The sequence below is a fragment of the Kitasatospora sp. NPDC004745 genome, assembly GCF_042873275.1.
Lineage (GTDB): Bacteria > Actinomycetota > Actinomycetes > Streptomycetales > Streptomycetaceae > Kitasatospora.
In genome coordinates this window covers 1-23,807 of the sequence record NZ_JBIALK010000047.1, presented here as the reverse complement: position 1 = coordinate 23,807, position 23,807 = coordinate 1, and the positions used below count along the sequence as shown (strand labels likewise).

Genomic DNA, 23,807 nt, shown 5'->3' with positions numbered 1-23,807 from the left:
GACCGCTGAGTCGCCGGACAGCCGACGCCCGCCCGGGCGGCCGGCCCGTCAGACCGCCGCCAGGCCGTCCGGCAGCGGGAGTTCGCGGCCCCGCGGCTCACTGCTCACGGCTCACGCCCCCACGGCGAGCTCCAGCGCGGCCAGCCGGGCCGGGTCGGCGACCACCTCGAAGCCGGCCACCCGGCCGCCCGTGACGGCCACCCGCAGCGCCAGCCGCAGCCGTCCGCCCGGGGCGATCACGATGCCCGGGACGCCGTCCACCAGTACCACCGCGCCGAACCGGGCCCGCCGGCCGAACACCGCGGTCTCCCGGGCGACCTCCGCCGCGCCCCGGGCCACCGGGGCGCGGCCGGGCGGCAGCGCGGCCGGGTCGGCGCGGCGCACCACGTCCGGCGCCAGCACCGCCAGCAGCTCGGCGAGGTCACCGCCCCGGGAGGCGGCCAGGAACGCCTCCACCACCCGCCGGTGCCCGGCCAGCCGCTCCGGCGGCAGCGCGGGCGTGCCGCGCACCCGCCGCCGGGCCCGGGAGGCCAGCTTCTTGGCGGCCACCGGGGTCCGCCCGACGATCGGCGCGATCTGCTCGAACGGCACCGCGAACCCGTCGTGCAGCACGAAGGCGACCCGCTCGGCCGGCCCCAGGCGGTCCAGCACCACCAGCAGCGCCCGGCCGACCGACTCCACCAGCAGCGCCTCCCGCTCCGGGCCCGCGTCAGCGGACGCCACCTCCGGCGGGGCCTCCCCGACCGGCTCCTCGCGGCGTGCCGCGCGCGCCCGCAGCAGGTCCAGGCAGATCCTGGAGACCACCGTGGTCAGCCAGCCCGGCAGGTTCTCCACCGCGTCCGGTCCGGCCCGGTCCAGCCGCAACCAGGCCTCCTGGACCGCCTCCTCCGCCTCGCCCGTCGACCCGAGCATCCGCAGGGCGACCGCCCCCAGCCGACCGCGCTCGGCCTCGAACCGCTCCGCCAGCACCCCGTCCCGGTCCATCGGTCACCTTTCGTCGGCCCGGCCCGTCACCCCCATGACGAACCGTCCAGCACCGAAGTGACCGGGAGAGACCTGTGACCACCACCACCCTGCTGCACCTGGACTCCAGCACCGGCGCCGGCGACTCGGTCAGCCGCGCGCTGACCGCCCGCTTCGCCGCCGCCTGGCGGGCCCGGCACGGCACCGCCGGCCGCCACCGGCACCGTGACCTCGCCGCCGACCCCGTCCCCGTGGTGCGGGCCGCCTACGAGTCGCTCGGCCGCCGGGCCGGAGCCCGGGGCGCGCTCCCGCCGGACGCGGTCGCCGCGCTCGTCGAGGGGGCAGGGGAGGAACGCGAGTGGGCGCTCACCCGCCCGCTGGTCGAGGAGCTGCGGGCCGCCGACACCCTGCTGCTCGGCGCCCCGATGTACAACTTCACCGTCTCGGCCGGCCTCAAGGCCTGGATCGACCGGGTCACCTTCCCCGGTGTGCTGCACGACCCCGGCACCGGCGAGGCGCTGCTGCGCGACACCCGGGTCGTGGTCGTCGCCACCCGGGGCGGCGGCTACGGGCCGGGCACCCCGCGCGAGCACTGCGACTTCCAGGTCCCGTACCTGCGGGCCCACTTCGGCAACCTCGGGGTCGCGGCGGAGAACCTGCACGTCGTCGTCGCCGAGCTCACCCGCGCCGCGGACGACCCCGCCCTGGCCGGACTGCGGCCGCTCGCCGCGCGGTCGCTGGCGGACGCCGGGGCCCGCCTGGACGCCCTGGCCGCGGCCGGCTGACGCGCGGGCGCCCCGGCCGCACGGAACCCGCGCGCCGCCACCGCCCGACGGACCGGACCCACCGCCCGACCGGACCGCCCCTACAGCGGCGTGACGGCCTTCAGCACCAGCAGCAGGGCCACCGCGGCGTTGAGCGCGCAGAGCGCCGACGCCGCGGTGCCCACCGCGGCGACCATCGCGGCCAGGCCGGCCGGGGTCTTCGCCGGCGGCCAGTTGCGCGAGGTGGGCACCGGGCCGAGCAGCGCGGCCACCCGGCGCGGCACCGGGCCGGGCGCCGGGGCGGGGGCCACGAAGGCCGCGAAGCCCGGGGCGGGCGCCGCGTGCGACACCAGGGCGGCCCGGGCCACCGCCCGAGCGGTGATCCTGCGGTCGCCCACCGCCTGGGCCGACTCCTCGTCCGCCCAGCGCTCCGCGCTGTACGCCACCGCCTGCTGCAGCGGCCGCAGGAACGGGTTGACGCAGGCGGCGAGCTGGGTGGTCAGCAGGTAGCGGTGGTGGCGGTGCCGCAGGTGCGCCCGCTCGTGGGCGAGCAGCGCCTCGCGCTCGTCCTCGGCCAGTCCGGCCAGCATCCCGGTGGAGACCACCACCCGCCCGGGCGAGCCGGGCAGCGCGTACGCGTACGGGTTGGTGTCCGGCAGCACCGCGAGGTCGGCGGCGGACTCCGGCCCGTCGGGCAGCCCGGTCAGTGCCCGGCGGGCCCGGGACCGCACCCGCAGGTGGCGGCCGACCGTCCGGGCGCAGGCCGCGGCGACCAGCGCCAGCAGCCACATCGCGGCCGTCCCGACCGTCTCGTGGTACGGCAGGGCGGCCCGGACCTCCGGGTCGGACCAGCTGTCCGGGAGCGGGTTGCCGGGGATCTGCGCGGTGCCCACCACGCCGATCAGGCCGAGGCAGAGCACGCTGCACACCGCCATCACGGCGCTGATCACGGTCATCAGCCGAGCCGCGCCGCGCGGGTGCAGGTGCTGCTCGGTGAGGCGGGCGATCGGTACCGCGGTCAGCGGCAGGACGAGCGGGAGGAAGACGAAGAGGCCCACGGGTCAGCTCTCACGGTCGGCCGCTGCCGGGTCCGCGGACGCGGCGTCGAGCAGCGCCCGCAGCAGGTCCTCGTCGTGCGGGAGCAGCGCGCTCACGAAGCTGGCCAGGACGGCGTCCCGGTCGGCCTCGCCGTCGAGCATCCGGCGCATCCGCAGCGCGGCCAGCCCGGCGGCGTCGGAGGAGGCCTGCCAGAGGTAGGAGCGGCCCGAACGGGTCCGCGAGACGGCGTTCTTGGCGTGCAGCCTGGACAGGATGGTCATCACCGTGGTGTACGCCAGGTCGCCCTCCAGGCGTTCCTGGACCCACCCCGCGGAGGCCGGGCCGGGTGCCTGCTGGAGCACCGCCAGCACCTGCGCCTCCAGCTCGCCCTGGCCGCGTCTGCGGGCCGGTGCCTCGCCCGCCGCGGGGGCGGGCCTCTCGTCTGCCATGGCGGCCCACTCCCTCCGGATGCCGTGCCCCTCGACCGGCGGGGCACGGGTTCATCCTAACGAGCGGTGCGCCGCTGCGAACCGCTCCGCGCACGGGTGCGGGGGCGCCCGCGGGGCCGGCGGCAGACGGGCGGCACGCGGGCGGCAGCCGGTCAGTCGGCGGGCTGCCGGGTGTCCTGCGGGGCGTTCTGCCGGCGGTCGAGCTCGGCGATGTCGGGGTGGTGCAGGTCGAACGCGGGGCACTCGGAGCGGATCCTCGGCAGGGTGACGAAGTTGTGCCGCGGCGGCGGGCAGGAGGTCGCCCACTCCAGCGAGCGCCCGTACCCCCACGGGTCGTCCTCCTCGACGCGCTCCCCGTGCACGGCGGTCGTCCAGACGTTGTAGAGGAACGGCAGGGTGGAGATGCCGAGCAGCAGCGAGCCGACGGTGGAGACGGTGTTGAGCGTGGTGAAGCCGTCCGAGGCGAGGTAGTCCGCGTACCGGCGGGGCATGCCCTCGGCGCCGAGCCAGTGCTGCACCAGGAAGGTCGCGTGGAAGCCGGTGAAGAGCGTCCAGAAGTGGATCCGCCCGAGCCGTTCGTCCAGCATCCGCCCGGTGAACTTGGGCCACCAGAAGTGGAAGCCGGCGAACATCGCGAAGACGACGGTGCCGAAGACCACGTAGTGGAAGTGGGCGACGACGAAGTACGAGTCGGAGACGTGGAAGTCGATCGGCGGGGCGGCGAGCAGCACCCCGGTCAGGCCGCCGAACAGGAAGGTGACCAGGAAGCCGACCGTCCACAGCATCGGCGTCTCGAAGCTCAGCGAGCCGTTCCACATGGTGCCGATCCAGTTGAAGAACTTCACCCCGGTGGGCACCGCGATCAGCATCGTCATGATCGAGAAGAACGGCAGCAGCACCTGCCCGGTGACGAACATGTGGTGCGCCCAGACGGTGATCGACAGACCGGTGATGGCGACGGTGGCGCCGACCAGACCGGAGTAGCCGAAGACCGGTTTGCGGCTGAAGACCGGGATGATCTCGGTGATGATGCCGAAGAACGGCAGCGCGATGATGTACACCTCCGGGTGGCCGAAGAACCAGAACAGGTGCTGCCACAGCAGCGCCCCGCCGTCGGCCGCGTCGAAGACCTGCGAGCCGAACCGGCGGTCCGACTCCAGGCAGAGCAGCGCGGCGGCCAGCACCGGGAAGGCGAACAGCACCAGCACCGCCGTGAGCAGGACGTTCCAGACGAAGATCGGCATCCGGAACAGCGTCATCCCGGGCGCCCGCAGGCAGACGATCGTGGTGATGAAGTTGACCGCGCCCATGATCGTGCCGAAGCCGGAGAGGGCCAGTCCCATGATCCACAGGTCGGCGCCGATCCCGGGGCTGTGCTCGGCGCCGTTCAGCGGCGCGTAGGCGAACCAGCCGAAGTCGGCGGCGCCGTCGGGCGTCAGGAAGCCGGACACGGCGATCAGCGAGCCGAACAGGTAGAGCCAGTAGGCGAGTGCGTTCAGCCGGGGGAAGGCGACGTCCGGGGCGCCGAGCTGGAGCGGCATGATCCAGTTCGCGAAGCCGGCGAACAGCGGGGTCGCGAACATCAGCAGCATGATCGTGCCGTGCATGGTGAACAGCTGGTTGAACTGCTCGTTGTCCATCAGCTGCAGCCCGGGCCGGGCCAGTTCGAGCCGCATCAGCAGCGCCATCACCCCGCCGGCCAGGAAGAAGACGAACGACGTGGTGATGTAGAGGGTGCCGATCCGCTTGTGGTCGGTGGTGGTGAGCCAGCCGACCAGGGCCCGGCCCCGCCGCCGCCGGGCGGCGCGCCGCAGGCGGTCCGCCCGGGGGGTGCGGGGCGGGCGCGGGCCCCGGTCCACGACGTCCTTCGGCAACAGCGTCACGCGGCGCGCCTCCCGTGCTCGGGGCCGCACCGGGCCCGGCCAGTACCCGGTCCACCAGTACCAGCGGGCCGCGGCGGCGGCCCGGGGCGCGCGCGGCACGTCACCCGAACAGGCGCGGACCGGTTGCCCGCGGGCACGGCCCGGCGGACGGTCGTAGTCGGCACACCCGTTCGGCCGTGCGGGTCGACCGCCCCGGGGCGACCGCCCCCAGTGGCTTCGGCACAGGAGGAACCCATGAGCAGCTCGAGCAGTAGGGCCAACTCCGGGTGGGTGACCGGCGGCGTGGTGTTCGCGGGCGTGATGATGATGCTCAACGGCGTGCTGGACGTGTTCCGGGGCATCATGGCGATCGCCAACGACGACGTCTTCGTCACCACCCCGAACTACGTCTTCAAGTTCAACCTCACCGGCTGGGGCTGGATCCATCTGATCATGGGTCTGCTGCTCGCGGCCGTCGGTTACTTCGTGATCACCGGCGCCGGGTGGGCCCGGTACGTCGGCATCTTCCTCGCCTCGCTCAGCGCGGTCGAGAGCTTCCTGTCGCTGCCGTACTACCCGCTCTGGTCGATCATCGTGATCGCGCTGGACGCCTTCGTGATCTGGGCGCTCTGCGTCTACCGGCCCGAGACGGACTGACCGGGCGACCCGCCACGGGCCGCCCGGCCTCTCCGGACCGTCCGGCCCCTCCGGCCTCTCCGGCCTCGCCAGACCGTCCGGCCCCTCCGGACCGGCGGGCCCGCGCCGCACCCGGCCGCGGGCCCGCCGCACGCATCAGGCCCGGGCCCGCTGGGTGACGGCGATGCAGACCAGCACCACCACCGCCGTCACCGGCGCGGCCGCCGGCAGGTCCTCGTCCAGCAGCAGCACCGACCAGACCAGCGTCAGCAGCGGCTGCGCCAGCTGGAGCTGACTCGCCCTCGGCACCCCGATCGCGGCCATCCCCCGGTACCAGAGCACGAAGCCGCCGAACTGCGACACCCCCGCCGTGTACGCCAGCCCGGCCAGCGCCCTCGCACCGAGGTGCACCGGCTCGGCGGGCAGCGCGAGCGCGGTGGTCAGCAGCGTCACCGGCAGCGCGGCCACCACCGCCCAGGCGATCACCTGGGCGCCCGGCAGAGCGCGGGAGAGCCGCCCGCCCTCCGCGTACCCGGCCGCGCACACCAGCAGGCCGGCCATCAGGTAGAGGTCCGCGACGCCCGGTCGGCCGTGGCTCTGCAGCAGTGTGAAGGCGAGCACCGCCACCGCACCGGCCAGCGCCGCCGCCCAGAACGCCCGGGACGGCCGCCGCCCGGTGCGCAGCGCCGCGAACACCGCCGTGGCCAGCGGCAGCATGCCGATGACCACCGCCGAGTGCGCCGTCGAGGAGGTCCGCAGGGCGAGCGTGGTCAGCAGCGGGAAGCCCAGCACGCAGCCGCCCGCCACCACCAGCAGCGCGGGCCAGTGCCGGCGTTCCGGCAGCGGGGCCCGGACGGCCGCCAGGTAGCCGGCGGCGAGCAGGCCGGCGACGGCGCCGCGCAGTCCGGTGGCGCTCCACGGGCCGAAGCCGGACAGGGCCCACGCGGTGGCGGGGAAGCTGAGGGAGAAGGAGGCCACCCCGAGGGCCGCCAGCGCGGTGCCGGAGGCGGGGGTCCGCGGTGCTATCGCGATCGGGTGGATAGCGCTATCTTGTGCCGTCATGAACGAGCGTAGCAGTGTCACCGAACTCGCCGATACCCTGCGGGCTGAGGTCGAGCGCTACCCGGAGGGCCGAAAGCTGCCCTCCAGCCGGGCGCTGATGGAACGCCACCAGGTCAGTCCGGTGACGGTCTCCCGGGCGATGGCGGTGCTCTCCGCCGAAGGCCTGGTCGTCTCCCGGCCCGGCGCAGGCGTGTTCCGGGCCGCGGCCTTCACCGGCGGCGCCCCCGCCGGCGTCCCGTCCACCGCCCGCCCCGGCGACCTCTCCTGGCAGGAGGTCGCCCTGAGCGCCGACTCCGGCCCGCGCGACCTGCTCGCCGCACCGGTGTTCGCCACCCTCCGGGTGCCCCCGCCCGACGTCGTCGACCTGAACAGCGGCTACCCGCACGCCTCGCTGCTGCCCGAACGGCTGCTGGCCGCCGCGCTCGCCCGGGCCGGCCGCCGCCCGGGCGCCTGGGACCGCCCGCCCACCGACGGCCTCACCGAACTGCGCGGCTGGTTCGCCCGCGGCATCGGCGGCCAGGGCGGCCCGATCGGCACCGGGGACGTCCTGATCACCGCCGGCGGGCAGAGCGGCCTCACCGTGGCCATGCGCTCGCTCGCCGCGCCCGGCTCCCCCGTCCTGGTCGAGTCGCCGACGTACTCGGGCATCCTCGCGGTCGTCCGGGCGGCCGGACTGCGGCCGGTCCCCGTCCCGGTCGACGCCGACGGCGTCCGCACCGACCTGCTCGCCGACGCCTTCGACGCCACCCGGGCACGGGTATTCGTCTGCCAGCCGCTGTTCCAGAACCCCACCGGTGCGGTGCTCTCGCCCGCCCGGCGCGCCGAGGTGCTGCGGATCGCCCGGACGGCCGGCGCGTTCGTCGTCGAGGACGACTTCGCCCGGCTGCTCGTCCACTCCGACGCCCCCGCGCTGCCGCGCCCGCTCGCCGCCGACGACCCGGACGGCGTCGTGGTGCACCTGCGCTCGCTGACCAAGGCCGCTTCGCCCAACCTGCGGGTCGGCGCCCTCACCGCCCGCGGCCCGGCGCTGGCCCGGCTGCGCGCCACCCAGGTGGTGGACAGCTTCTTCGTGCCGCGGCCGCTCCAGGAGGCGACCCTGGAGCTGGTCGCCGACCCCGGCTGGGCCCGCCACCTGCGCACCCTCGGCACCGAGCTGAAGGACCGCCGGACCGCCACCGTCGCCGCCCTGAACCGCGAGCTGCCCGGGCTGGTCGGCGCCCACAACCGCGGCGGGTACCACCTGTGGCTGCGGCTCCCGGACGGCGTCGACGACGGCGCGCTCACCGCGGCCGCGCTGCGCGCCGGCGTCCAGATCACCCCCGGCCGCCCGTACCACGCCGCCGAACCCCCGGCCCCGCACCTGCGGCTCAGCTACGCCGCGGCGGAGAGCACCGCCCACGCCGTCGAGGGGGTCCGCCGCCTGCGCCGGGCCTACGAGGCCGCGGCCGGCTGAGCGGGCCCGCTACCGGTGGCCCGCCATCCGCTCCAGCCGGGCGATGCGCTCGGCCATCGGCGGGTGGGTCGAGAAGAGCCGGGCACCCGCCTCGCCGGGGCGGAACGGGCTGGCGATCATCATGTGGCTGGCCGTCTGGAGCTGCGGCTCGGGCGGCAGCGGCAGCCGGCGGGTGCCGGCGTCCAGCTTGCGCAGGGCGCTGGCCAGGGCGATCGGGTCCCCGGTGATCCGGGCGCCGTCGGCGTCGGCCTGGTACTCGCGGGAGCGGCTGACCGCCAGCTGGATGAGCCCGGCGGCGAGCGGGCCGAGGATCATGATGGCGAGCAGGCCGAACAGGCCCGGCCCGTCGTCGTCGTCGCTGCGGCCGAACGGGATCAGCCAGGCGAAGTTCACCAGGAACATCACCACCGAGGCGAGCGCCCCCGCGACCGAGGAGATCAGGATGTCCCGGTTGTAGACGTGGCTCAGCTCGTGCCCGAGCACGCCCCGCAGCTCCCGCTCGTCCAGCAGCTGCAGGATGCCGTCGGTGCAGCAGACCGCGGCGTTGCGCGGGTTGCGGCCGGTGGCGAAGGCGTTCGGGGCGGGCGTCGGCGACAGGTAGAGGCGGGGCATCGGCTGGCGGGCCGAGGTGGAGAGCTCGCGGACGATCCGGTACAGCCGGGGCGCCTCGATCTCGCTGACCGGGCGGGCCCGCATGGCCCGCAGCGCCAGCTTGTCGCTGTTCCAGTAGGCGTAGGCGTTGGTGCCGAGGGCGACCACCAGGGCGATCACGAAGCCGGTTCGGCCGAAGAAGCTGCCGATCACCAGGATCAGCGCCGAGAGGCCGCCGAGCAGGACGGCGGTCCTCAGTCCGTTGTGCCGGCGGTGCACGTCAGGCCCTCCAGTGGTGCGGTGGGGAAGCCCTTTCTGCCTCGTCCCTCTTGCCCGGTCAACGGGCGGGGACCAGGGCCTTGTTCCCCCTGACCGGCGTCGCACCGCCGCGGCGCCGGCACCCCGTGACGAGGGCCGCCCGGCCCCGCCCGCGCCGGAGCACCGGTGCGGGCGGGGCGGGACCGACCGAGGTCGGCTAGGGGCGTGTCTTTCGGATCACGCCAGGCGGTCGCCGCCGGGGCACGCACTCCCCCAGCCTTCGGCCGGGGGTACCCCCACGCCGGCTTCTCGTCAGTCGCCGATGGCCCCCAGCCTGGCGGCCGGGAGGTGCCCCCACCGCATGGACTCCCTCCTCGGCGCCGCCGATGCACGCACCCCAACGACGCCCGCTGATCCGACGTGATCCGAAAGACACGCCCTAGAAGAGGGAGCCGCCCGCGACCTGGAGGACGAGCTGGGGGGCGAGCGAGAGGACCACGGCCACCGAGGCGGTCAGGCCCAGCGTCGCGGTCAGGCCGACCGGCAGGCGCCGCTCGTCGCCGGCCCCGCGCGCCGCCCCGTCCGCGGCCTCGTCCGCCGTCGCCGGGGCGAAGATCCGGGCGGTCCAGAGCAGGTAGTAGTACAGGGCGACGACCACGTTGGCGGCCATCACGACGGCCAGCCAGCCGAGCCCGGCGTCGACGGCCGCGCGGAACACCACGACCTTGCCGAACAGGCCGATCACGCCGGGCGGCAGCCCGGCCAGGCAGAGCAGGAAGAAGGCGAGCGCCAGGGCCGTCCAGCGGCGGCGGGCGAACAGGCCGCGGAAGTCGTCCACGCTGGTCCCGGCCCGGCGGCCGACCGCCGCCACCACGCCGAACGCACCGAGGTTGACCACGCCGTAGATCAGCGCGTACGCGGCGGTGGCGCCGAGCGGGTCGGCGCCGGTGGGCGCGTAGCCCGCGGCGGCCAGCGGCACCAGCAGGTACCCGGCCTGGCCGACGGAGGACCAGGCCAGCAGCCGCACCGCGCTGTAGCGGGTGTCGAAGCGCTGGCGCAGCGCGCCGACGTTGCCCACCGTCATGGTGACGGCGGCGAGCACCGCGAGCACCAGGCCCCAGGTGTGCGCGTACGGGCGGAAGGCGATGGTGGTGGCGAGCGCGAGGCCGGAGAGGCCGGCCGCCTTGCCGACCACCGAGAGGTAGCCGGCCACCGGCAGCGGGGCGCCGGTGTAGGTGTCCGGCACCCAGAAGTGGAACGGCACGGCGGCGACCTTGAAGGCGAAGCCGACCAGGGTCAGCACGGCGCCCGCCTCGGCGAGCGGCCTGAGCTGGGCGGGGGCGTGCTCCAGGCCCTGCGCGACGGCGGCCAGGTGGAGGCTGCCGCCGGCCGCGTAGACGAACCCGATGCCGAGCAGCATCACGGCGGTCGCGGTGACGGAGGAGACGAAGAACTTGAGCGCGGCCTCGGCCCCCCGGCCGTCCCGGCGCAGCGCGACCAGGGCGAAGGCCGGCAGCGAGGCGACCTCCAGCGCGATCACCATGGTGGCGAGGTCCCGGGAGGCCGGCAGCAGCGCGGCGCCGGTGGCGCTGGAGAGCAGCAGGAACCAGTACTCGCCGCCGGGCAGCCGCTCCTCCTCGACGGTGTGCGCCGAGAGCAGGGCGGCGATCAGCGCGCCGCCGAGCGCGAGCAGCTGGAACACCAGGGCGAAGTGGTCGGCGACGTACGAACAGCCGGCGCTGTCAGTGGCGCCTGCTACGTTCTGCACACAGAAGGTCGCCCGGGGTGATCCCCCGGTCAGGGGGAGGAGCGCGATGAGGGCGAGGGCGAATCCGGCGGCGGTGAGGCGGCCGAGCCACTTCCTGTGCCGCTCGGGCAGGAACAGGTCGGTGACCAGGACGGCGACGGCCGTCACGGCGGCGATCAGCGGGGGCGCGATCGCCACCCAGTCCACGGACTGGATCAGGCTGCCCGGGTTGGCTACGGCGAGGGAGGTCACAGTGTGCTGCCCCGTGGAGTGAGGTCCGAGTGCGGCGGTCTGGGCTCCGAGCACGGTCAGCCACCTCCGAGGAGGTGCTTGACGGCGGGGTCGGAGAGGCCGAGCAGGAGCGCGGGCCAGAGGCCGGCGAGCAGGGTGAGGGCGGCCAGCGGCGTCCAGCTGACGGCCTCGTACGGGCGCAGGTCGGCGACCTGCGCCACCGGCGCGGGCTGCTCGGGGTCGCCCATGCAGACGCGCCTGACCACGATCAGCAGGTAGGCGGCGGTGAGGAGGGTGCCGAGGCCGGCCAGGACCATGTAGGTGACGAACGCGGGCCTCGACAGGCCCTCGGCCGGGTCGAACGCGCCGAACATGGCGAGCAGCTCGCCCCAGAACCCGGCCAGACCGGGCAGGCCCAGGCTGGCGACGGCGGCGAAGGCGAGCAGTGCGCCGATCCGCGGCGCCCGCCCGTACAGGGCGGCGCCGGTGGCTCCCGAGAGGGTGTCCAGGTCCGCCGTGCCGTAGCGGTCCTTGACCGCGCCGACCACGAAGAACAGCAGGCCGGTGATCAGCCCGTGCGCGATGTTGGCGAACAGCGCGCCGTTGACGCCCGCCGGGGTGAGGGAGGCGATGCCCAGCAGGACGAAGCCCATGTGGCCGACGGAGGAGTACGCGATCAGGCGCTTGAGGTCGCCCTTGGCGCCGGGGCGGGCGAGTGCCAGGCAGGCCAGCGAGCCGTAGACGATGCCGACGGCGGCGAACGCGCCCAGGTAGGGGGCGAGCGTGGCGGTGCCGTCCGGGACGACCGGGAGGAGGACGCGGACCAGGCCGTAGGTGCCCATCTTCAGCAGCACGCCGGCCAGCAGCACCGAGCCGACGGTCGGGGCGGCGGTGTGCGCGTCCGGGAGCCAGCTGTGCAGCGGCCAGGCGGGGGCCTTGACCGCGAGCCCGACCATGATCGCCAGCGCGGCGACGACCTGGGTGGTGTGGCTCAGGCCTGCGCCGTGCGCGGCGGCCAGGGCCTGCATGTCGAAGGTGCCGGCCTTGCTGCCGACCAGCAGGAAGCCGAGCAGCATCACGGCCGAGCCGAGCAGCGTGTACAGGATGAACCGGTTGGCGGCCGGGGCCTTCGCACCGCTCCCCCAGCGGGCGATCAGGAAGTACATCGGGATCAGCACGATCTCGAAGGCCAGGAAGAAGAGCAGGAGGTCCAGCACGGCGAAGGTCGCGAGCATGCCGACCTCGAGCAGCAGGAACAGGCCGACGAAGGAGCGCGCCGAGGGGACGCCCTCCCCCGAGGGCAGGCGCTTCTCCGAGTACAGCGCGCAGAGGAAGGTGAGCAGCGCGGTCAGCACGATCAGCGGCAGCGAGACGCCGTCCACGCCGAGGTGCAGGCGCACGTCCAGGGCCGGGATCCAGGCCACGTCGGTGGTGGCCTGCATCCGGGCGGGCTCGTCCTGGTCGAAGCCCGCCGCCAGGGCGACGGCGAGCAGCAGCACCGCGCCGGTGAGGACGCTGTTCAACCGCAGCGCCCGCCGGTCGGCGGCGGCCGGCTCCGGGCCGAACACCGGCGCCAGGGTGAGCGCGGCGCCGAGCAGCGGCAGCACCAGGAGGGCGATGAGGACTGCGTTCATCGGGGGCTCCTACGGGCGGCGGTCGGCATCGGGGGGAGGTGGTGGGGCATCCGGCTACACCGCCACCAGGACGGCCAGCAGGACGACGCCGGCGAGCAGGGCGCTGAGGTAGGTCTGCGCGTTGCCGGTCTGCGCGAGCCGGACGGCCCGGCCGAGCAGGTTGGCACCGACCCCGGTGCCGCGCACGTAGGTCTCGACGACCTCGCGGTCGAGGAAGCGGACCAGTCCGGCGGCGGCGGTCACCGGTCGGACGAACAGCACGTGGTACAGCCGGTCGACGCCGAAGCCGCGCCGGGCCGGGCCGAACAGCGGACCGAGCAGGGTGCGCCCGGGGTCGGCGACGACCACGTCGGCGACCGGGGCTCCCGCCTGCCCGGGCACCGTCGCCCGGCCGGTGCTCTGCCGGGAGGTCGCCGAGCGCCAGGCGCCGTACGCCGCGAGCAGACCGATCACGGCGAGCCCGGTGCCGATCACCGCGGTGACCGCGGAGGGCCGCAGCGAGCCGCCGTCCAGCAGCGCGGGCAGCCAGTCCGAGCGGACCCCGGCGATGCCGAAGCCCATGGTCGGCACCGCCAGCACCCAGAGCGGCCAGCGCATCGCGGGCGGTTCGGGGCTGGCCGGGTCGGCCTCGTCGAGCTCGGGCGAGTACGGGGCGCCGGCCTCGTGGTCGGCCACCACCGAGGCGGCGTCCGGGGCGGGCACGACCTCCGGTGCCTTCGCGGCGGCACCGGCCGGGCTGTGGAACGCGACCAGGAACAGCCGTGCCGCGTACGCGGCGGTGAGCAGCGCGGTGAGCGCGGCCGAGACCAGCACGATCCAGCCGGCCGCCTCCGGGACGGCCGAGGACGGGCCGAGCCCGTTGGTGAGCGCCTCGCCGTCGGCGGCGTGCTCGGCGGCGGTCAGTACCGCCTCCTTGCTGAAGAAGCCGGAGAACGGCGGCAGCCCCACCAGGGCGACGAGCCCGATGCCCATCGTCCAGTAGGCGTCCGGGACGCGCTTGCGCAGCCCCGGGATCCGGGACATCGCGGAGATCGAGTTGGTGTGCGCGGCGTGGATCACCACACCGGCGGCCAGGAACAGCAGCGCCTTGAACGCGCCGTGGCTGACCAGGTGGAAGACGGCGGCCTCGCGGTCGCCGCTGGCCAGCGCCCCGGCCATGTAGCCGAGCTGGCCGACGGTGGAGTAGGCGAGCACCCGCTTGAGGTCGTCCTGGGCGAGCGCGCAGACAGCCGACCCGATCATCGTCACGGCGGCCATCACCGCGAGCACGACCAGCGCCGCGCCCGAGAGCAGGAACACCGGCAGCAGCCGGGCGACCAGGTAGATGCCGGCCGCGACCATGGTGGCGGCGTGGATCAGCGCGGAGACCGGCGTCGGGCCGGCCATCGCGTCCGGGAGCCAGGTGTGCAGCGGGAACTGCGCGCTCTTGCCGGCCACGCCGGCGAGCAGCAGCAGCGCGATCAGCGTCGGGTGGCCGAGCCGCCCGTCGGTGGCGGCGGCCAGCACGTCGGTGATCCGGAAGCTGCCGGCGTCCGCGCCGAGCAGGAAGATCCCGAACAGGAACGGCACGTCGCCGAGCTTGGTGACCAGGAAGGCCTTCAGCGAGGCCGAGCGGGCGTCCTCGGTCTCCCAGTGGTGGCCGATCAGGAAGTACGAGCAGATGCCCATGACCTCCCAGCCGACCAGCAGCACGATCAGGTCGCCGGAGTAGACGACCAGGAACATCGCCGCAGTGAACAGCGAGACCAGCGCCGCGTAGGACGGGTAGCGCGGGTCCTTCTTCAGGTACGCCGTCGAGTAGACCTGCACGCAGGTGGCGACGAGGCCGACCAGCACGGAGATCAGCGAGCTGTAGCCGTCCAGGTGGAGGGCGAGCCCGATGTCCGGGCCGCCGGTCGGGGTGAGCCGGGTGGCCGCGTCGAGGGACTGACCGGTGCCGAGCTGGAGCGCGACCACCAGGGCGAGCACGCCCGAGACGGCGACCGGCACGATCGCCAGCGGACGGGCCAGCCCGGGGGCCTTGCGGCCGACGCTCAGCGTCGCGGCGGCACCGAGCGCGGGCAGCACGGGAACGAGGACGGGCAGGGCGAGGTTCATGCGGCGGCCTGGCCCTTCAGCGCCTCGGCTCCGGCCGGCGCCTCCTCGGCGAGCGGCTCGGCCGGGTCGCCGAGCGCGGTGGCCCGGTCGATGTCGGCGGTGCCCCGGGCCCGGAAGAGCAGCAGGACGATGGCGAGCCCCAGGCCGATCTCGGCGGCGGCGAGGGTGATGGTGAACAGGGTGAGCGCCTGACCGGCGTGCAGCGAGTCGTGCAGCCAGGTGTCGAAGGCGACCAGGTCGAGGTTGACGGCGTTGAGCATCAGCTCGACGGACATCAGCACCAGGACGGCGTTGCGCCGGGCGAGCACGCCGTACACGCCGACGCCGAACAGCAGCGCGGCGAGGACGACGGGGTAGGCGAGGTGCATCAGCCCTCCTGCTCAGAGGTGGTCGCGGCGGGGGCCTCCGGGGCCGGCCGGGGCACCGTCGCGGCGACGGTCCCGTTCGACCCGACGGGCCGCCCGGCGCGCAGCCGGCCCGCCCGCGGCGCCGGCACCCGGCGCCCGGAGCCGCGCGACAGCACGATCGCGCCGACCAGCGCCGCGAGCAGCAGCACGGACAGCGCCTCGAAGGGCAGCACCCAGTGGCGGAACAGGCTCTCCCCGGTGACGGCGGCCGAGCCGCCGCCCGCGCCGAGGTCGATCCAGGAGGTCCGGAAGGCGTCGACGACCAGCGTCACCAGCGTCCCCGCCGTGGCCAGCGCCACGACCAGGGCCACCCAGCGGTTCTTGGAGTCGGCGTCCGGTGAGCGCCCGATCGGCGCCTTGGTGAGCATCAGCCCGAACAGCACCAGGACGACCACCGAGCCGAGGTAGATCAGCACCTGCACCCAGGCGATGAACTCGGCGGTGAGCAGCAGGAACTCCACCGCCAGCCCGCCGAGCGCGACGACCAGCCAGAGCGCGGCGTGGACCAGCTGCTTGGTGGTGACGGCGACCACGGCGGAGCCGAGCACGACGACGCCGACCAGCAGGAAGACGACCTCGACCCCGGTCGGGGACAGGAACGAACGGGCGGCCGGCTCCAGTGGACCGGTCGCCGCGAGCAGGGTGGCGGCGCTCATGCTCCCTCACCCTTCTCCTCAGCCGCGGCGGCTGCGGCCGCGAGCTTGTCCGCCGCCTTGCGCGCGGTGGCGATCTCCTTGGGCTCCTCGGCCGCCGGGTCCAGCGCCGGCGGCGCCGGGACGGTCCACATCCACTCGCGCAGCCGGTCCCGTTCGTGGGTCAGCTCCAGGATGTCGGTCTCGGCGTACTCGAACTCGGGCGACCAGAACAGCGCGTCGAAGGGGCACACCTCGATGCAGATCCCGCAGTACATGCAGAGCGAGAAGTCGATGGCGAAGCGGTCGAGCACGTTGCGGGTGCGGGCCCGGGCGTTCGGGTCGGCGGCGGGCAGCGTCTCCTTGTGGGAGTCGATGTAGATGCACCAGTCCGGGCACTCGCGCGCGCAGAGCATGCAGACGGTGCAGTTCTCCTCCAGCAGCGCGATGACGCCGCGCGAACGCGGCGGCAGCACCGGCTGCACGTCGGGGTACTGCGCGGTGACGCTCTTCTTCGTCATCGTCCGCAGCGTCACGGCCAGGCCCTTGGCGAGGCCGGCACCGGGGAAACTCATGAGATCGCCACCTTGATGACGCCGGTGAGGGCGAGCTGGACGAGGGCGAGCGGGATCAGCACGGTCCACGCGAAGCGCATCAGCTGGTCCTCGCGCAGACGCGGGTAGGTGACCCGCAGCCAGATGACCACGAAGGCCAGCGCGAAGGTCTTCAGGACCATCCAGAGCCAGCCGAGCTGGTCGGACATCGGGCCGTGCCAGCCGCCCAGGAACAGCACCGCGGTCAGCGCGGACACCACGAGGATGCCCACGTACTCGGACAGCAGGAAGAGCGCGAAGCGCAGGCCGGTGTACTCGGTGTACGCGCCGAAGATGATCTCGGAGTCGGCCACCGGCATGTCGAACGGCGGGCGCTGCAGCTCGGCCAGGCCGGCCGTGAAGAACACGAACGCGCCGATGAGCTGCCAGGGCAGCCAGTACCACTGCCAGGTGTCGAGGATCCCGGGCAGCGAGAGGGTGCCGGCGGCCATCGCCACCGAGGCCGCCGCCAGCACCATCGGCAGCTCGTAGGACATCAGCTGCGCGGCCGTGCGCAGACCGCCGAGCAGCGAGAACTTGTTGGCCGAGGCCCAGCCGGCCATCAGCTTGCCGATCACGCCGACGCCCATCACGGCCAGCACGAAGAACAGGCCGGCGTCGATCGCCTGGCCGACGAAGCCGTCCGGGCCGACCGGGATCGCCAGCAGCACGAACAGGTACGGCAGCAGCGAGACGGCGGGCGCCAGCTGGAAGATCCGGCGGTCCGCCCCGGCCGGGACGATGTCCTCCTTCTGCGCGAACTTCACGCCGTCGGCGACGAGCTGCGCCCAGCCGTGGAAGCCGCCCGCGTACATCGGGCCGAGCCGGCCCTGCATGTGCGCCATGACCTTGTGCTCGGTCTGGCCGATGACCAGCGGGAAGACCAGGAAGACGACCAGGGTGGCGACGCAGCGCAGCACCGTGTCGAGCAGGTTCACGCGCCGTCTCCGTCCTGGTCGGCCGGTCGGGCCGGGGTCTCGTCCTGCTCGTCCCGCTCGGCCTGCTCGGCCTGCTCGCCCGCGGGCTCCGCCGGCGCCGCGGGCCCGGAAGGCTCGGCGTGGGCGGGCACCGGGTTGTGCCAGGGCGCGTCGGAGGACTGGGTCCGCGCGGGCGCCGGCCGTCCGGCCTTGGGCTCGGCGGCTTCGGCGGCGTCGACGGCCTCAGCGGGCACAGCCGGCCCGGCGGGCGCAGCGGCCTCGGCAGGGGCACCGGCGGCCGGTGCCGCGGTCGGCTCCGCCGCCGTGGGCTCCGCGGCCTGGCTGACCGACCCGGCCGAGACCGACCTGGTCCGCCGCGGCCGATCGGCCCGCAGCGGCGCACCCTCGGCACCGGCGGCAGCGCCCTCGGCACCGGCGGTCGGCTCCCCGGCCTGGCTCGCCGATCCCTCGGCCACCGACCTGGTCCGCCGCGGCCGGTCCGCCCGCACGGGCGCGCCCTCGGCGCCGGCGCCACCGGCAGCGGCCGCCCGGGGCGTCCGCGCCGCCGCGCCCGCCGCCCGCGCACCGCGCGCGGGCCGCTCGGCGACCGGCGGCAGGGTGCCCTTGAGCGGCCCCCACTCGTTCGGGTCCGGCACACCGGGCGGCTGCATCTTGCGCCGGACCGGCCCGTCGCCGTGGTCCGACTCGCCCGGCTCCTTGGCGCCCGGCCAGGCCTTGGCGACCCGGGCCGCGAGCACGAACTCCTTGCGCAGCGGGTACCCCTCGAAGCCGTCCGGCAGCAGCAGGGTGGCCAGGTACGGGTGCCCGGGGAAGTCGATGCCGAACATCTCGTGGGTCTCGCGCTCGTGCCAGGCGGCGCCCGCGTAGACCGGGACGGCCGTCGGCAGCGAGGCCGCGTCCCGCGGCACCCTGGTGCGCAGCGCCAGGTGGCGGACGGCGCCCGCGGTGTCGGCGGAGGCGAGGTGCGCGACGACGGAGAAGCCGTCGGCGAGCTCGTCGACGGCGCTCAGCCAGTCGAAGTACCGCAGGCCCAGCACGTCGCGGACGCTGGTGAGCGCCTCGGTCCAGTGCTCGGCCGGCACGTCGACGGTGATCAGCCCGTAAGCCTCGGCGCCGGTCGCCCACTCCCCGACCGACGCCGCGTACTGCTCGGCGGGATTCACGAGGCTCCCCCTTCGGGCGACGTCTCCGTCGGGACCGGCCGGTCCTGCGGCGCGCCGGGCCCCGCGACGAGCGGGCGGCGCAGCGCGGCGGCGGGCGCGGTGTAGCGGCCGGGCAGCGACTCGGCCGCGATCTTCTCCTGCAGCTTGAGGATGCCCTGCAGCAGCGCCTCGGGCCGCGGCGGGCAGCCGGGCACGTAGACGTCGACCGGGATGATCTGGTCGACGCCCTTGGTCACCGAGTAGGAGTCCCAGTAGGGGCCGCCGGAGTTGGAGCAGGCGCCGAAGGAGATGACGTACTTCGGCTCGGGCATCTGCTCGTAGAGGCGCTTGACGGCGGGGGCCATCTTGTCGGTCACCGTCCCCGAGACGATCATCAGATCGGCCTGTCGGGGGCCGGGCGCGAACGGGATGACTCCCATCCGGATGAAGTCGTGCTTGGCCATGGACGCGGCGATGAACTCGATCGCGCAGCAGGCCAGGCCGAAGTTGAAGCACCACAGGCTGTAGCGGCGCCCCCAGTTGAGCACCACCTTGACCGGGTCCGGCGCGAGCCGGGCCAGCGGGCCGATGGCGCGGCGCTCGACGGCGCCGGGGCGCGACGGGTCCGGCAGGCCGAGCGGGACGGGCCCGCCCTGGGCGCCGTGCGAGTGGTTGTGCGTCACGTCCATTCCAGAACGCCCTTCTTCCAGGCGTAGAGCAGGCCGACCGCGAGGAAGCCGATGAAGAGGAACATCTCGACCAGCGTTCCGGCGCCGTACCCGGCGGAGGCGAAGACCGTCGCCCACGGGAACAGGTAGATCGCGTCCACCGCGAAGATCACGTAGAGGAAGGCGTACACGTAGTAGCGGATCTGGGTGTGCGCCCAGTCCTCGCCCACCGGGTCCACGCCGCACTCGTAGGCGAGGAGCTTCTCGGGCGAGTACACCACCGGCCGCAGCAGACGGTTGGCGGTGAACGCCACGATGACGAAGAGCACCCCGATGACGGCCAGCAGACCCATCGCGGCGTACGCGTCGAAGTAGCCGCCGCCGACCGCCGGGTCGGCCGCGACGGCAGCCGTGTGCCGCCCCTCCATGCCTTCGCCCTCCACCTCGGCCGTGAACAGCCCTCGCGGCAGTTCTCCGACGTTTCCTCGCACGGTCATAACCATGGCCAATGCGTGAGTCTAAGGGGACGGCTCCGCTCCGCCCGAACCCTGCCCGCTCCGCAAGACGTCCGGTGGACACCCCGGTGAACACCAGGGAGTGGCCCGACGACCAGGGGAGGGGTAGGGATAACCCCCGTCCCGGAAGATGTATCACCCCCATGGCCCCCACCGCCCCCGGTTCGGGAAGCTTGGTCCACCAGCTCGACCGAGAGGGACGGTAGATCCAGATGAAGCCTCCGCACCGACGCGCCGTCGACGCCATCAGGGAGCAGGACGCGCGCATGGAGCGCCCGCCGCTGTACGGCGCACGGATGTGGCGGCAGGCCGGGCACCTGATGCTCAACCTGCCGCTCGGCATCGCCGGCTTCACGTTCGCCGTCGTCATGGTCTCGACCGGCCTGGGGTTGGCGGTCACCGTGATCGGCCTGCCGCTGCTGGCCGCCGGGCTGGCCGGCTGCCGCGCCCTCGGCGGGCCGGCCCGCCGCCGGGCCCGGTCCGCGTACGGCTCCGACATCCACGAGCCGGAGCCGGTGCGGCGGCGCCGGCCGGGGATGGTCGGCTTCACCACCGCCCACCTGACCGACCTGCTGAGCTGGCGCTCCACCCTCTACAACGTGCTGATGCTGCCCTGGGGCATCCTGAGCTTCACGCTGACCCTGGTCTCGATCATCGCACTTTTCCCGGTGCTGCCCTGGGTGGTCCGGATGCTGGCCGCGACGGACCGGATCCTGGTCGAGGCGCTGCTCTTCCCGGGCGCGCTGGCCGAGCGGGTGCGCGAGCTGGAGGACGACCGCGGCACGGTGGTCGACACCGCCGCCGCCGACCTGCGCCGGATCGAGCGCGACCTGCACGACGGCGCCCAGGCCCGGCTGGTCGCGCTGGCCGTGGACCTCGGCATGGCCAAGGAGCGGCTGCGCGAGGTCGAGAGCGAGGACGACGTGCGCGCGGCCACCAGGATGGTCGACAACGCGCACGGCGAGGTGAAGCTGGCCCTGCAGGAGCTGCGCGACCTGGCCCGGGGCATCCACCCGGCGGTGCTCACCGACCGCGGCCTGGACGCCGCGTTGTCCGCGGTCGCCGCCCGCTGCACGGTGCCGGGCGGGGTGAAGGTGAACGTCGACCTGGGGGAGGCGGACGGCCCGGCCGGGCGCCCGGACTCGGCGGTCGAGGGCATCGCCTACTTCACCGTGAGCGAGCTGCTCACCAACGTCTCCAAGCACGCCGGCGCCACGACCGCGTCGGTCGACGTCTGGCGCTCGGACGACCAGCTGATGGTGCTGGTCCAGGACGACGGCAGGGGCGGCGCGGCCCCGTACCCGGGCAGCGGCCTGGCGGGGCTGGCCGAGCGGGTCCGCGCGGTGGACGGGGTCTTCCTGGTGGAGAGCCCCGAGGGCGGCCCGACCAGCGTGACCGTGGAGCTGCCCTGGCGCACCCGCACGGGCCGCCACTGAGCACCGCCGCCGCCTGCCCGGAGCTCCCCCGCACGCCCGGAGCCCCGCCCGGAGCCTCCGGACACGGCCGGGCGCCGGGACCCCGTCGAGGCAGTGACGGGGTCCCGGCGCCGTCCGGTGCGGCGGCCGGTCCGCGGAACCCTTGCGCGGCGTGCGGCCCGGCCGGGCCGTCCCGGGTCTAGGGGGTCTGCAGCGTGCCGAGGGTGACGTCGGCCGTCTGGCTCTTGCCGTCCCGGGTGTAGGTGACGGTGGCCTTGCTGCCGGGGGTGAGCGAGGCGAGCGCGGTGGTGAGCGCGTTCAGCGAGTCGATCGGGGTGTCCCCGATCCTGGTGATGACGTCACCGGGCTGCAGCCCCGCCGCGGCGGCCGGGCCACCCGGGGTGACCGCCACGATGACCGCGCCGGCCGGCTGGAACTGCTGGTCGAAGCTGGTCCGGGCGGTGATGCCGAGCGCGGCCCGGCCGGAGTTGGTGACCTTGCCCTGCTTGATGAGCTGGTCGGCGATGCTGGTGACGGTCGAGGCCGGGATGGCGAAGCCGATGCCGGGCGCGGCCGCGCCGCTGGCCTCGGGCTCGGTGGCCGCGAGGGTGTTGATGCCGATCACCTGGCTGGCCAGGTTGACCAGCGCGCCGCCGCTGTTGCCCGGGTTGATGGCCGCCGAGGTCTGCACCATGTTGCCGATGGTGGCGCCGGGCGATCCCGAGCCCTGGGGCTCGGAGACGGTCCGCGCGGTGGCCGAGACGATGCCCTCGGTGACGCTGCTGGCGAGGCCGAGCGGGCTGCCCATGGCGAGGGTGATCTGGCCGAGCTGCACCTTGCGGGAGTCGCCGAAGACGGCCGGCTTGAGGCCGCCGGGCGAGCCGTTCAGCTTGATCACCGCGAGGTCGGACTCGGGGTAGCTGCCGACCAGGGTGGCGTCCAGCGACTTGGTGCTGTTGGCGAGGGTGACGGTGAAGGTGGTCGCGGTGCCGACCACGTGGGCGTTGGTGACGATGTCGCCGGCGGTGTCGTAGACGATCCCGGAGCCGAGGCTGTCGCCGGTGGTGATCTGCACCACCGAGGGCAGCACGTCGGCGATCACCTTCTGGTAGGAGTCCTGCAGCTGGTCGCCGGCGCCGGGGAGCTGCCCGGGCGACCCGGAGGCCGACCCGGCCGGGGACGGACCGGAGGACGAGCCGGCCGCCGCGGAGGAGGGCGAGGACGAGGAGGAGCCGCTGCTGCACGCGGCCAGCGCCAGGGCGGTCAGCACGGCCACCGCACCCGGCGCCAGCGCCCGGCGGCGGCCGGCCCCGACGACGGCCGCCCGGACAGCGGTGCGAACGGCGGTGCGACGGGCCTTGGGCCCGGTCGGCCGCGGTCCGGCCGGCAGCGGGCGGGTGTGTTCCTTCTTTCGGCTCACCTGGCTGCCTCCGATCCGTCACGGCGCTGAGAGCACGGAAATCTTTGTCAGCATTTCACCGATTTGTCCGAATCCACGGCCCGACGCGCCCGCCATTCGAAGGAATCCGAACGCCCTAGGATTCTGGGCATGACTTGGTTGATCACCGGCGGTGCCGGATACATCGGCGGGCACGTCGTCCGCCAGCTGCTCGACGCCGGTGAGCGCGTCGCGGTCCTCGACGACCTCAGCACCGGCGACGCCTCCCGCCTCCCGGAGGGCGTCGCCCTGGTGAAGGGCTCCACCCTGGACCGGGCCGCCCTGGACGCCGCCATCCGCGAGCACGCGGTCGAGGGCATCCTGCACTTCGCCGCCAAGAAGCAGGTCGGCGAGTCGGTCGAGCAGCCGTTCTTCTACTACCGCGAGAACGTCATCGGCCTGCAGACCGTCCTGGAGGCCGCCGCCGAGGGCGGGGTCAAGCGGTTCCTGTTCTCCTCGTCCGCCGCCGTCTACGGCATGCCGGACGTCGACCTGGTCACCGAGTCCACCCCCTGCGCGCCGATGAGCCCGTACGGCGAGACCAAGCTCGCCGGCGAGTGGCTGGTCGCCGCCGCCGGGAAGGCGTACGGCATGTCCACCGTGGCGCTGCGCTACTTCAACGTGGCCGGCGCGGCCTCCCCCGAGCTCTCCGACGCCGGGGTCTTCAACCTGATCCCGATGGTCTTCGAGCGGCTCACCGCCGGTCAGGCGCCGCGGATCTTCGGCGGCGACTACCCCACCCCGGACGGCACCTGCGTCCGCGACTTCATCCACGTCTCCGACATCGCCTCGGCGCACGTCGCGGCCGCCAAGCGGCTGGCCGCCGACCCTGCCGGCGAGACCGCGCTGGTGCTCAACATCGGCCGCGGCGAGGGCGTCAGCGTCAAGGAGATGCTGGAGGTGATCGGCGAGGTCACCGGCTACGACACCACCGCCGAGGTGACCCCGCGCCGCCCCGGCGACCCGGCCCGGGTGGTGGCCTCCGCCGACCTGATCCGGCGCGAGCTGGGCTGGAACGCCCGCCACGGCGTGACGGAGATGGTCTCCTCCGCGTGGGAGGGCTGGTGCAGCCGCCACCCCGAGGCCCGCAAGGCCTGACGCAGGGCCCCGGGCCGGGCCCGGCCTGACGTCCTCCACCGCGGCGGGGGGGGGGCCGCCCCCCCCCCCCCCCCCGCGCAGCGGGCCCGGGGGGGCCGCCCCGCGCAAACGGGCCCCGCCGGCACACAACCCGCCGGGGGGGCCCCCCAAAAACCCCCCCCCCCCCCCCCCCCCGC

General features: G+C 74.6%; 22 protein-coding genes. 5 read left to right on the top strand and 17 right to left on the bottom strand.

The window, feature by feature from the left end; translation table 11 throughout:
* Positions 1–111: 111 nt before the first annotated feature.
* Positions 112–984, bottom strand: a complete 873-nt coding sequence (locus ACFYUY_RS38895) for a sigma-70 family RNA polymerase sigma factor (protein WP_387908046.1) — start codon at positions 982–984, stop codon at positions 112–114.
* Between the two features lie 74 nt (positions 985–1,058).
* Here ACFYUY_RS38895 and ACFYUY_RS38890 point away from each other — a divergent pair, with 74 nt between their 5' ends.
* Entirely contained in the window at positions 1,059–1,748 is a 690-nt protein-coding gene (locus ACFYUY_RS38890) for an FMN-dependent NADH-azoreductase (RefSeq protein ID WP_387908043.1), read from the top strand.
* An 80-nt stretch (positions 1,749–1,828) separates the two neighbouring features.
* On the opposite strand, the gene ACFYUY_RS38885 is transcribed toward ACFYUY_RS38890, so the two are convergent.
* The 3 genes from ACFYUY_RS38885 to ctaD all read right to left on the bottom strand — a co-directional run bounded on the left by ACFYUY_RS38885 (position 1,829) and on the right by ctaD (position 5,028).
* Entirely contained in the window at positions 1,829–2,785 is a 957-nt protein-coding gene (locus ACFYUY_RS38885; protein ID WP_360219757.1) for a M48 family metalloprotease, read from the bottom strand.
* 3 nt (positions 2,786–2,788) lie between these two features.
* Positions 2,789–3,214, bottom strand: coding sequence for a BlaI/MecI/CopY family transcriptional regulator (locus ACFYUY_RS38880; RefSeq protein WP_360219754.1), 426 nt, complete (start codon positions 3,212–3,214; stop codon positions 2,789–2,791).
* 152 nt (positions 3,215–3,366) lie between these two features.
* Positions 3,367–5,028 (bottom strand): cytochrome c oxidase subunit I, encoded by a 1,662-nt coding sequence (gene ctaD, locus ACFYUY_RS38875; protein ID WP_360219808.1) that lies wholly within the window; start codon positions 5,026–5,028, stop codon positions 3,367–3,369.
* Positions 5,029–5,331: 303 nt separating this feature from the next.
* Here ctaD and ACFYUY_RS38870 point away from each other — a divergent pair, with 303 nt between their 5' ends.
* The gene (locus ACFYUY_RS38870) at positions 5,332–5,733 is read left to right on the top strand and encodes a hypothetical protein (RefSeq protein ID WP_360219751.1); all 402 of its coding nucleotides are present in this window, start codon (positions 5,332–5,334) and stop codon (positions 5,731–5,733) included.
* 135 nt (positions 5,734–5,868) lie between these two features.
* Here the strand turns inward: ACFYUY_RS38870 and ACFYUY_RS38865 are convergent, their stop codons facing one another.
* The gene (locus tag ACFYUY_RS38865; protein ID WP_387908039.1) at positions 5,869–6,774 is read right to left on the bottom strand and encodes a DMT family transporter; all 906 of its coding nucleotides are present in this window, start codon (positions 6,772–6,774) and stop codon (positions 5,869–5,871) included.
* On the opposite strand from ACFYUY_RS38865, the gene ACFYUY_RS38860 reads away from it, so the two are divergent.
* Positions 6,773–8,227 (top strand): PLP-dependent aminotransferase family protein, encoded by a 1,455-nt coding sequence (locus tag ACFYUY_RS38860; RefSeq protein WP_360219745.1) that lies wholly within the window; start codon positions 6,773–6,775, stop codon positions 8,225–8,227. The two genes, ACFYUY_RS38865 and ACFYUY_RS38860, sit on opposite strands and share 2 nt — an antisense overlap.
* Positions 8,228–8,236: 9 nt before the next feature.
* On the opposite strand, the gene htpX is transcribed toward ACFYUY_RS38860, so the two are convergent.
* The 11 genes from htpX to ACFYUY_RS38805 form a co-directional block, all read right to left on the bottom strand.
* A complete protein-coding gene (gene htpX, locus ACFYUY_RS38855) occupies positions 8,237–9,097 on the bottom strand; it encodes a zinc metalloprotease HtpX (protein ID WP_360219742.1) in 861 nt (286 codons plus the stop codon).
* Between the two features lie 418 nt (positions 9,098–9,515).
* Positions 9,516–11,075, bottom strand: a complete 1,560-nt coding sequence (locus ACFYUY_RS38850; protein ID WP_387908037.1) for an NADH-quinone oxidoreductase subunit N — start codon at positions 11,073–11,075, stop codon at positions 9,516–9,518.
* Between the two features lie 56 nt (positions 11,076–11,131).
* A complete protein-coding gene (locus ACFYUY_RS38845) occupies positions 11,132–12,688 on the bottom strand; it encodes an NADH-quinone oxidoreductase subunit M (RefSeq protein ID WP_360219736.1) in 1,557 nt (518 codons plus the stop codon).
* A gap of 54 nt (positions 12,689–12,742) precedes the next feature.
* A complete protein-coding gene (locus tag ACFYUY_RS38840) occupies positions 12,743–14,785 on the bottom strand; it encodes an NADH-quinone oxidoreductase subunit L (protein WP_387908034.1) in 2,043 nt (680 codons plus the stop codon).
* Entirely contained in the window at positions 14,782–15,153 is a 372-nt protein-coding gene (gene nuoK, locus ACFYUY_RS38835; protein WP_360219730.1) for an NADH-quinone oxidoreductase subunit NuoK, read from the bottom strand. Before nuoK ends, ACFYUY_RS38840 begins: the two co-directional genes overlap by 4 nt.
* Positions 15,153–15,848, bottom strand: a complete 696-nt coding sequence (locus ACFYUY_RS38830) for an NADH-quinone oxidoreductase subunit J (RefSeq protein WP_360219727.1) — start codon at positions 15,846–15,848, stop codon at positions 15,153–15,155. The genes nuoK and ACFYUY_RS38830 overlap by 1 nt, the downstream gene beginning before the upstream one ends.
* Entirely contained in the window at positions 15,845–16,399 is a 555-nt protein-coding gene (locus ACFYUY_RS38825) for a NuoI/complex I 23 kDa subunit family protein (RefSeq protein ID WP_387908030.1), read from the bottom strand. Before ACFYUY_RS38825 ends, ACFYUY_RS38830 begins: the two co-directional genes overlap by 4 nt.
* On the bottom strand, positions 16,396–17,355 hold the full coding sequence (gene nuoH, locus ACFYUY_RS38820) for an NADH-quinone oxidoreductase subunit NuoH (RefSeq protein ID WP_387908027.1): 960 nt from the start codon (positions 17,353–17,355) through the stop codon (positions 16,396–16,398). The genes ACFYUY_RS38825 and nuoH overlap by 4 nt, the downstream gene beginning before the upstream one ends.
* Entirely contained in the window at positions 17,352–18,518 is a 1,167-nt protein-coding gene (locus tag ACFYUY_RS38815) for an NADH-quinone oxidoreductase subunit C (protein ID WP_387908025.1), read from the bottom strand. The genes nuoH and ACFYUY_RS38815 overlap by 4 nt, the downstream gene beginning before the upstream one ends.
* Complete coding sequence (locus tag ACFYUY_RS38810; protein WP_360219718.1) at positions 18,515–19,186, bottom strand: NADH-quinone oxidoreductase subunit B family protein; 672 nt, start codon at positions 19,184–19,186, stop codon at positions 18,515–18,517. The genes ACFYUY_RS38815 and ACFYUY_RS38810 overlap by 4 nt, the downstream gene beginning before the upstream one ends.
* Positions 19,177–19,518 carry an NADH-quinone oxidoreductase subunit A gene (locus ACFYUY_RS38805; RefSeq protein ID WP_387908075.1) on the bottom strand — a complete coding sequence of 114 codons (342 nt, stop codon included), beginning with the start codon at positions 19,516–19,518 and terminating at the stop codon, positions 19,177–19,179. The genes ACFYUY_RS38810 and ACFYUY_RS38805 overlap by 10 nt, the downstream gene beginning before the upstream one ends.
* 428 nt (positions 19,519–19,946) lie before the next feature.
* Between ACFYUY_RS38805 and ACFYUY_RS38800 the strand changes: the two genes are divergently transcribed.
* A complete protein-coding gene (locus ACFYUY_RS38800; RefSeq protein WP_387908072.1) occupies positions 19,947–21,116 on the top strand; it encodes a sensor histidine kinase in 1,170 nt (389 codons plus the stop codon).
* A gap of 178 nt (positions 21,117–21,294) precedes the next feature.
* Here the strand turns inward: ACFYUY_RS38800 and ACFYUY_RS38795 are convergent, their stop codons facing one another.
* Complete coding sequence (locus tag ACFYUY_RS38795) at positions 21,295–22,365, bottom strand: S1C family serine protease (protein WP_387908070.1); 1,071 nt, start codon at positions 22,363–22,365, stop codon at positions 21,295–21,297.
* 279 nt (positions 22,366–22,644) lie between these two features.
* On the opposite strand from ACFYUY_RS38795, the gene galE reads away from it, so the two are divergent.
* A complete protein-coding gene (gene galE, locus ACFYUY_RS38790) occupies positions 22,645–23,631 on the top strand; it encodes a UDP-glucose 4-epimerase GalE (RefSeq protein WP_360219715.1) in 987 nt (328 codons plus the stop codon).
* Positions 23,632–23,807: the final 176 nt, after the last annotated feature.

Coding starts and splice junctions, on each gene's coding strand:
- ACFYUY_RS38830 (WP_360219727.1), bottom strand. CDS start 15,848: ATGAGCGCCGCCACCCTGCTCGCGGCGACCGGTCCACTGGAGCCGGCC.
- ACFYUY_RS38825 (WP_387908030.1), bottom strand. CDS start 16,399: ATGAGTTTCCCCGGTGCCGGCCTCGCCAAGGGCCTGGCCGTGACGCTG.
- ACFYUY_RS38840 (WP_387908034.1), bottom strand. CDS start 14,785: ATGAACCTCGCCCTGCCCGTCCTCGTTCCCGTGCTGCCCGCGCTCGGT.
- ACFYUY_RS38895 (WP_387908046.1), bottom strand. CDS start 984: ATGGACCGGGACGGGGTGCTGGCGGAGCGGTTCGAGGCCGAGCGCGGT.
- ACFYUY_RS38800 (WP_387908072.1), top strand. CDS start 19,947: ATGGAGCGCCCGCCGCTGTACGGCGCACGGATGTGGCGGCAGGCCGGG.
- ACFYUY_RS38810 (WP_360219718.1), bottom strand. CDS start 19,186: ATGGACGTGACGCACAACCACTCGCACGGCGCCCAGGGCGGGCCCGTC.
- ACFYUY_RS38860 (WP_360219745.1), top strand. CDS start 6,773: ATGAACGAGCGTAGCAGTGTCACCGAACTCGCCGATACCCTGCGGGCT.
- ACFYUY_RS38805 (WP_387908075.1), bottom strand. CDS start 19,518: ATGGGTCTGCTGGCCGTCATCGGGGTGCTCTTCGTCATCGTGGCGTTC.
- ACFYUY_RS38865 (WP_387908039.1), bottom strand. CDS start 6,774: ATGACGGCACAAGATAGCGCTATCCACCCGATCGCGATAGCACCGCGG.
- ACFYUY_RS38870 (WP_360219751.1), top strand. CDS start 5,332: ATGAGCAGCTCGAGCAGTAGGGCCAACTCCGGGTGGGTGACCGGCGGC.
- ACFYUY_RS38880 (WP_360219754.1), bottom strand. CDS start 3,214: ATGGCAGACGAGAGGCCCGCCCCCGCGGCGGGCGAGGCACCGGCCCGC.
- nuoK (WP_360219730.1), bottom strand. CDS start 15,153: ATGCACCTCGCCTACCCCGTCGTCCTCGCCGCGCTGCTGTTCGGCGTC.
- ACFYUY_RS38845 (WP_360219736.1), bottom strand. CDS start 12,688: ATGAACGCAGTCCTCATCGCCCTCCTGGTGCTGCCGCTGCTCGGCGCC.
- galE (WP_360219715.1), top strand. CDS start 22,645: ATGACTTGGTTGATCACCGGCGGTGCCGGATACATCGGCGGGCACGTC.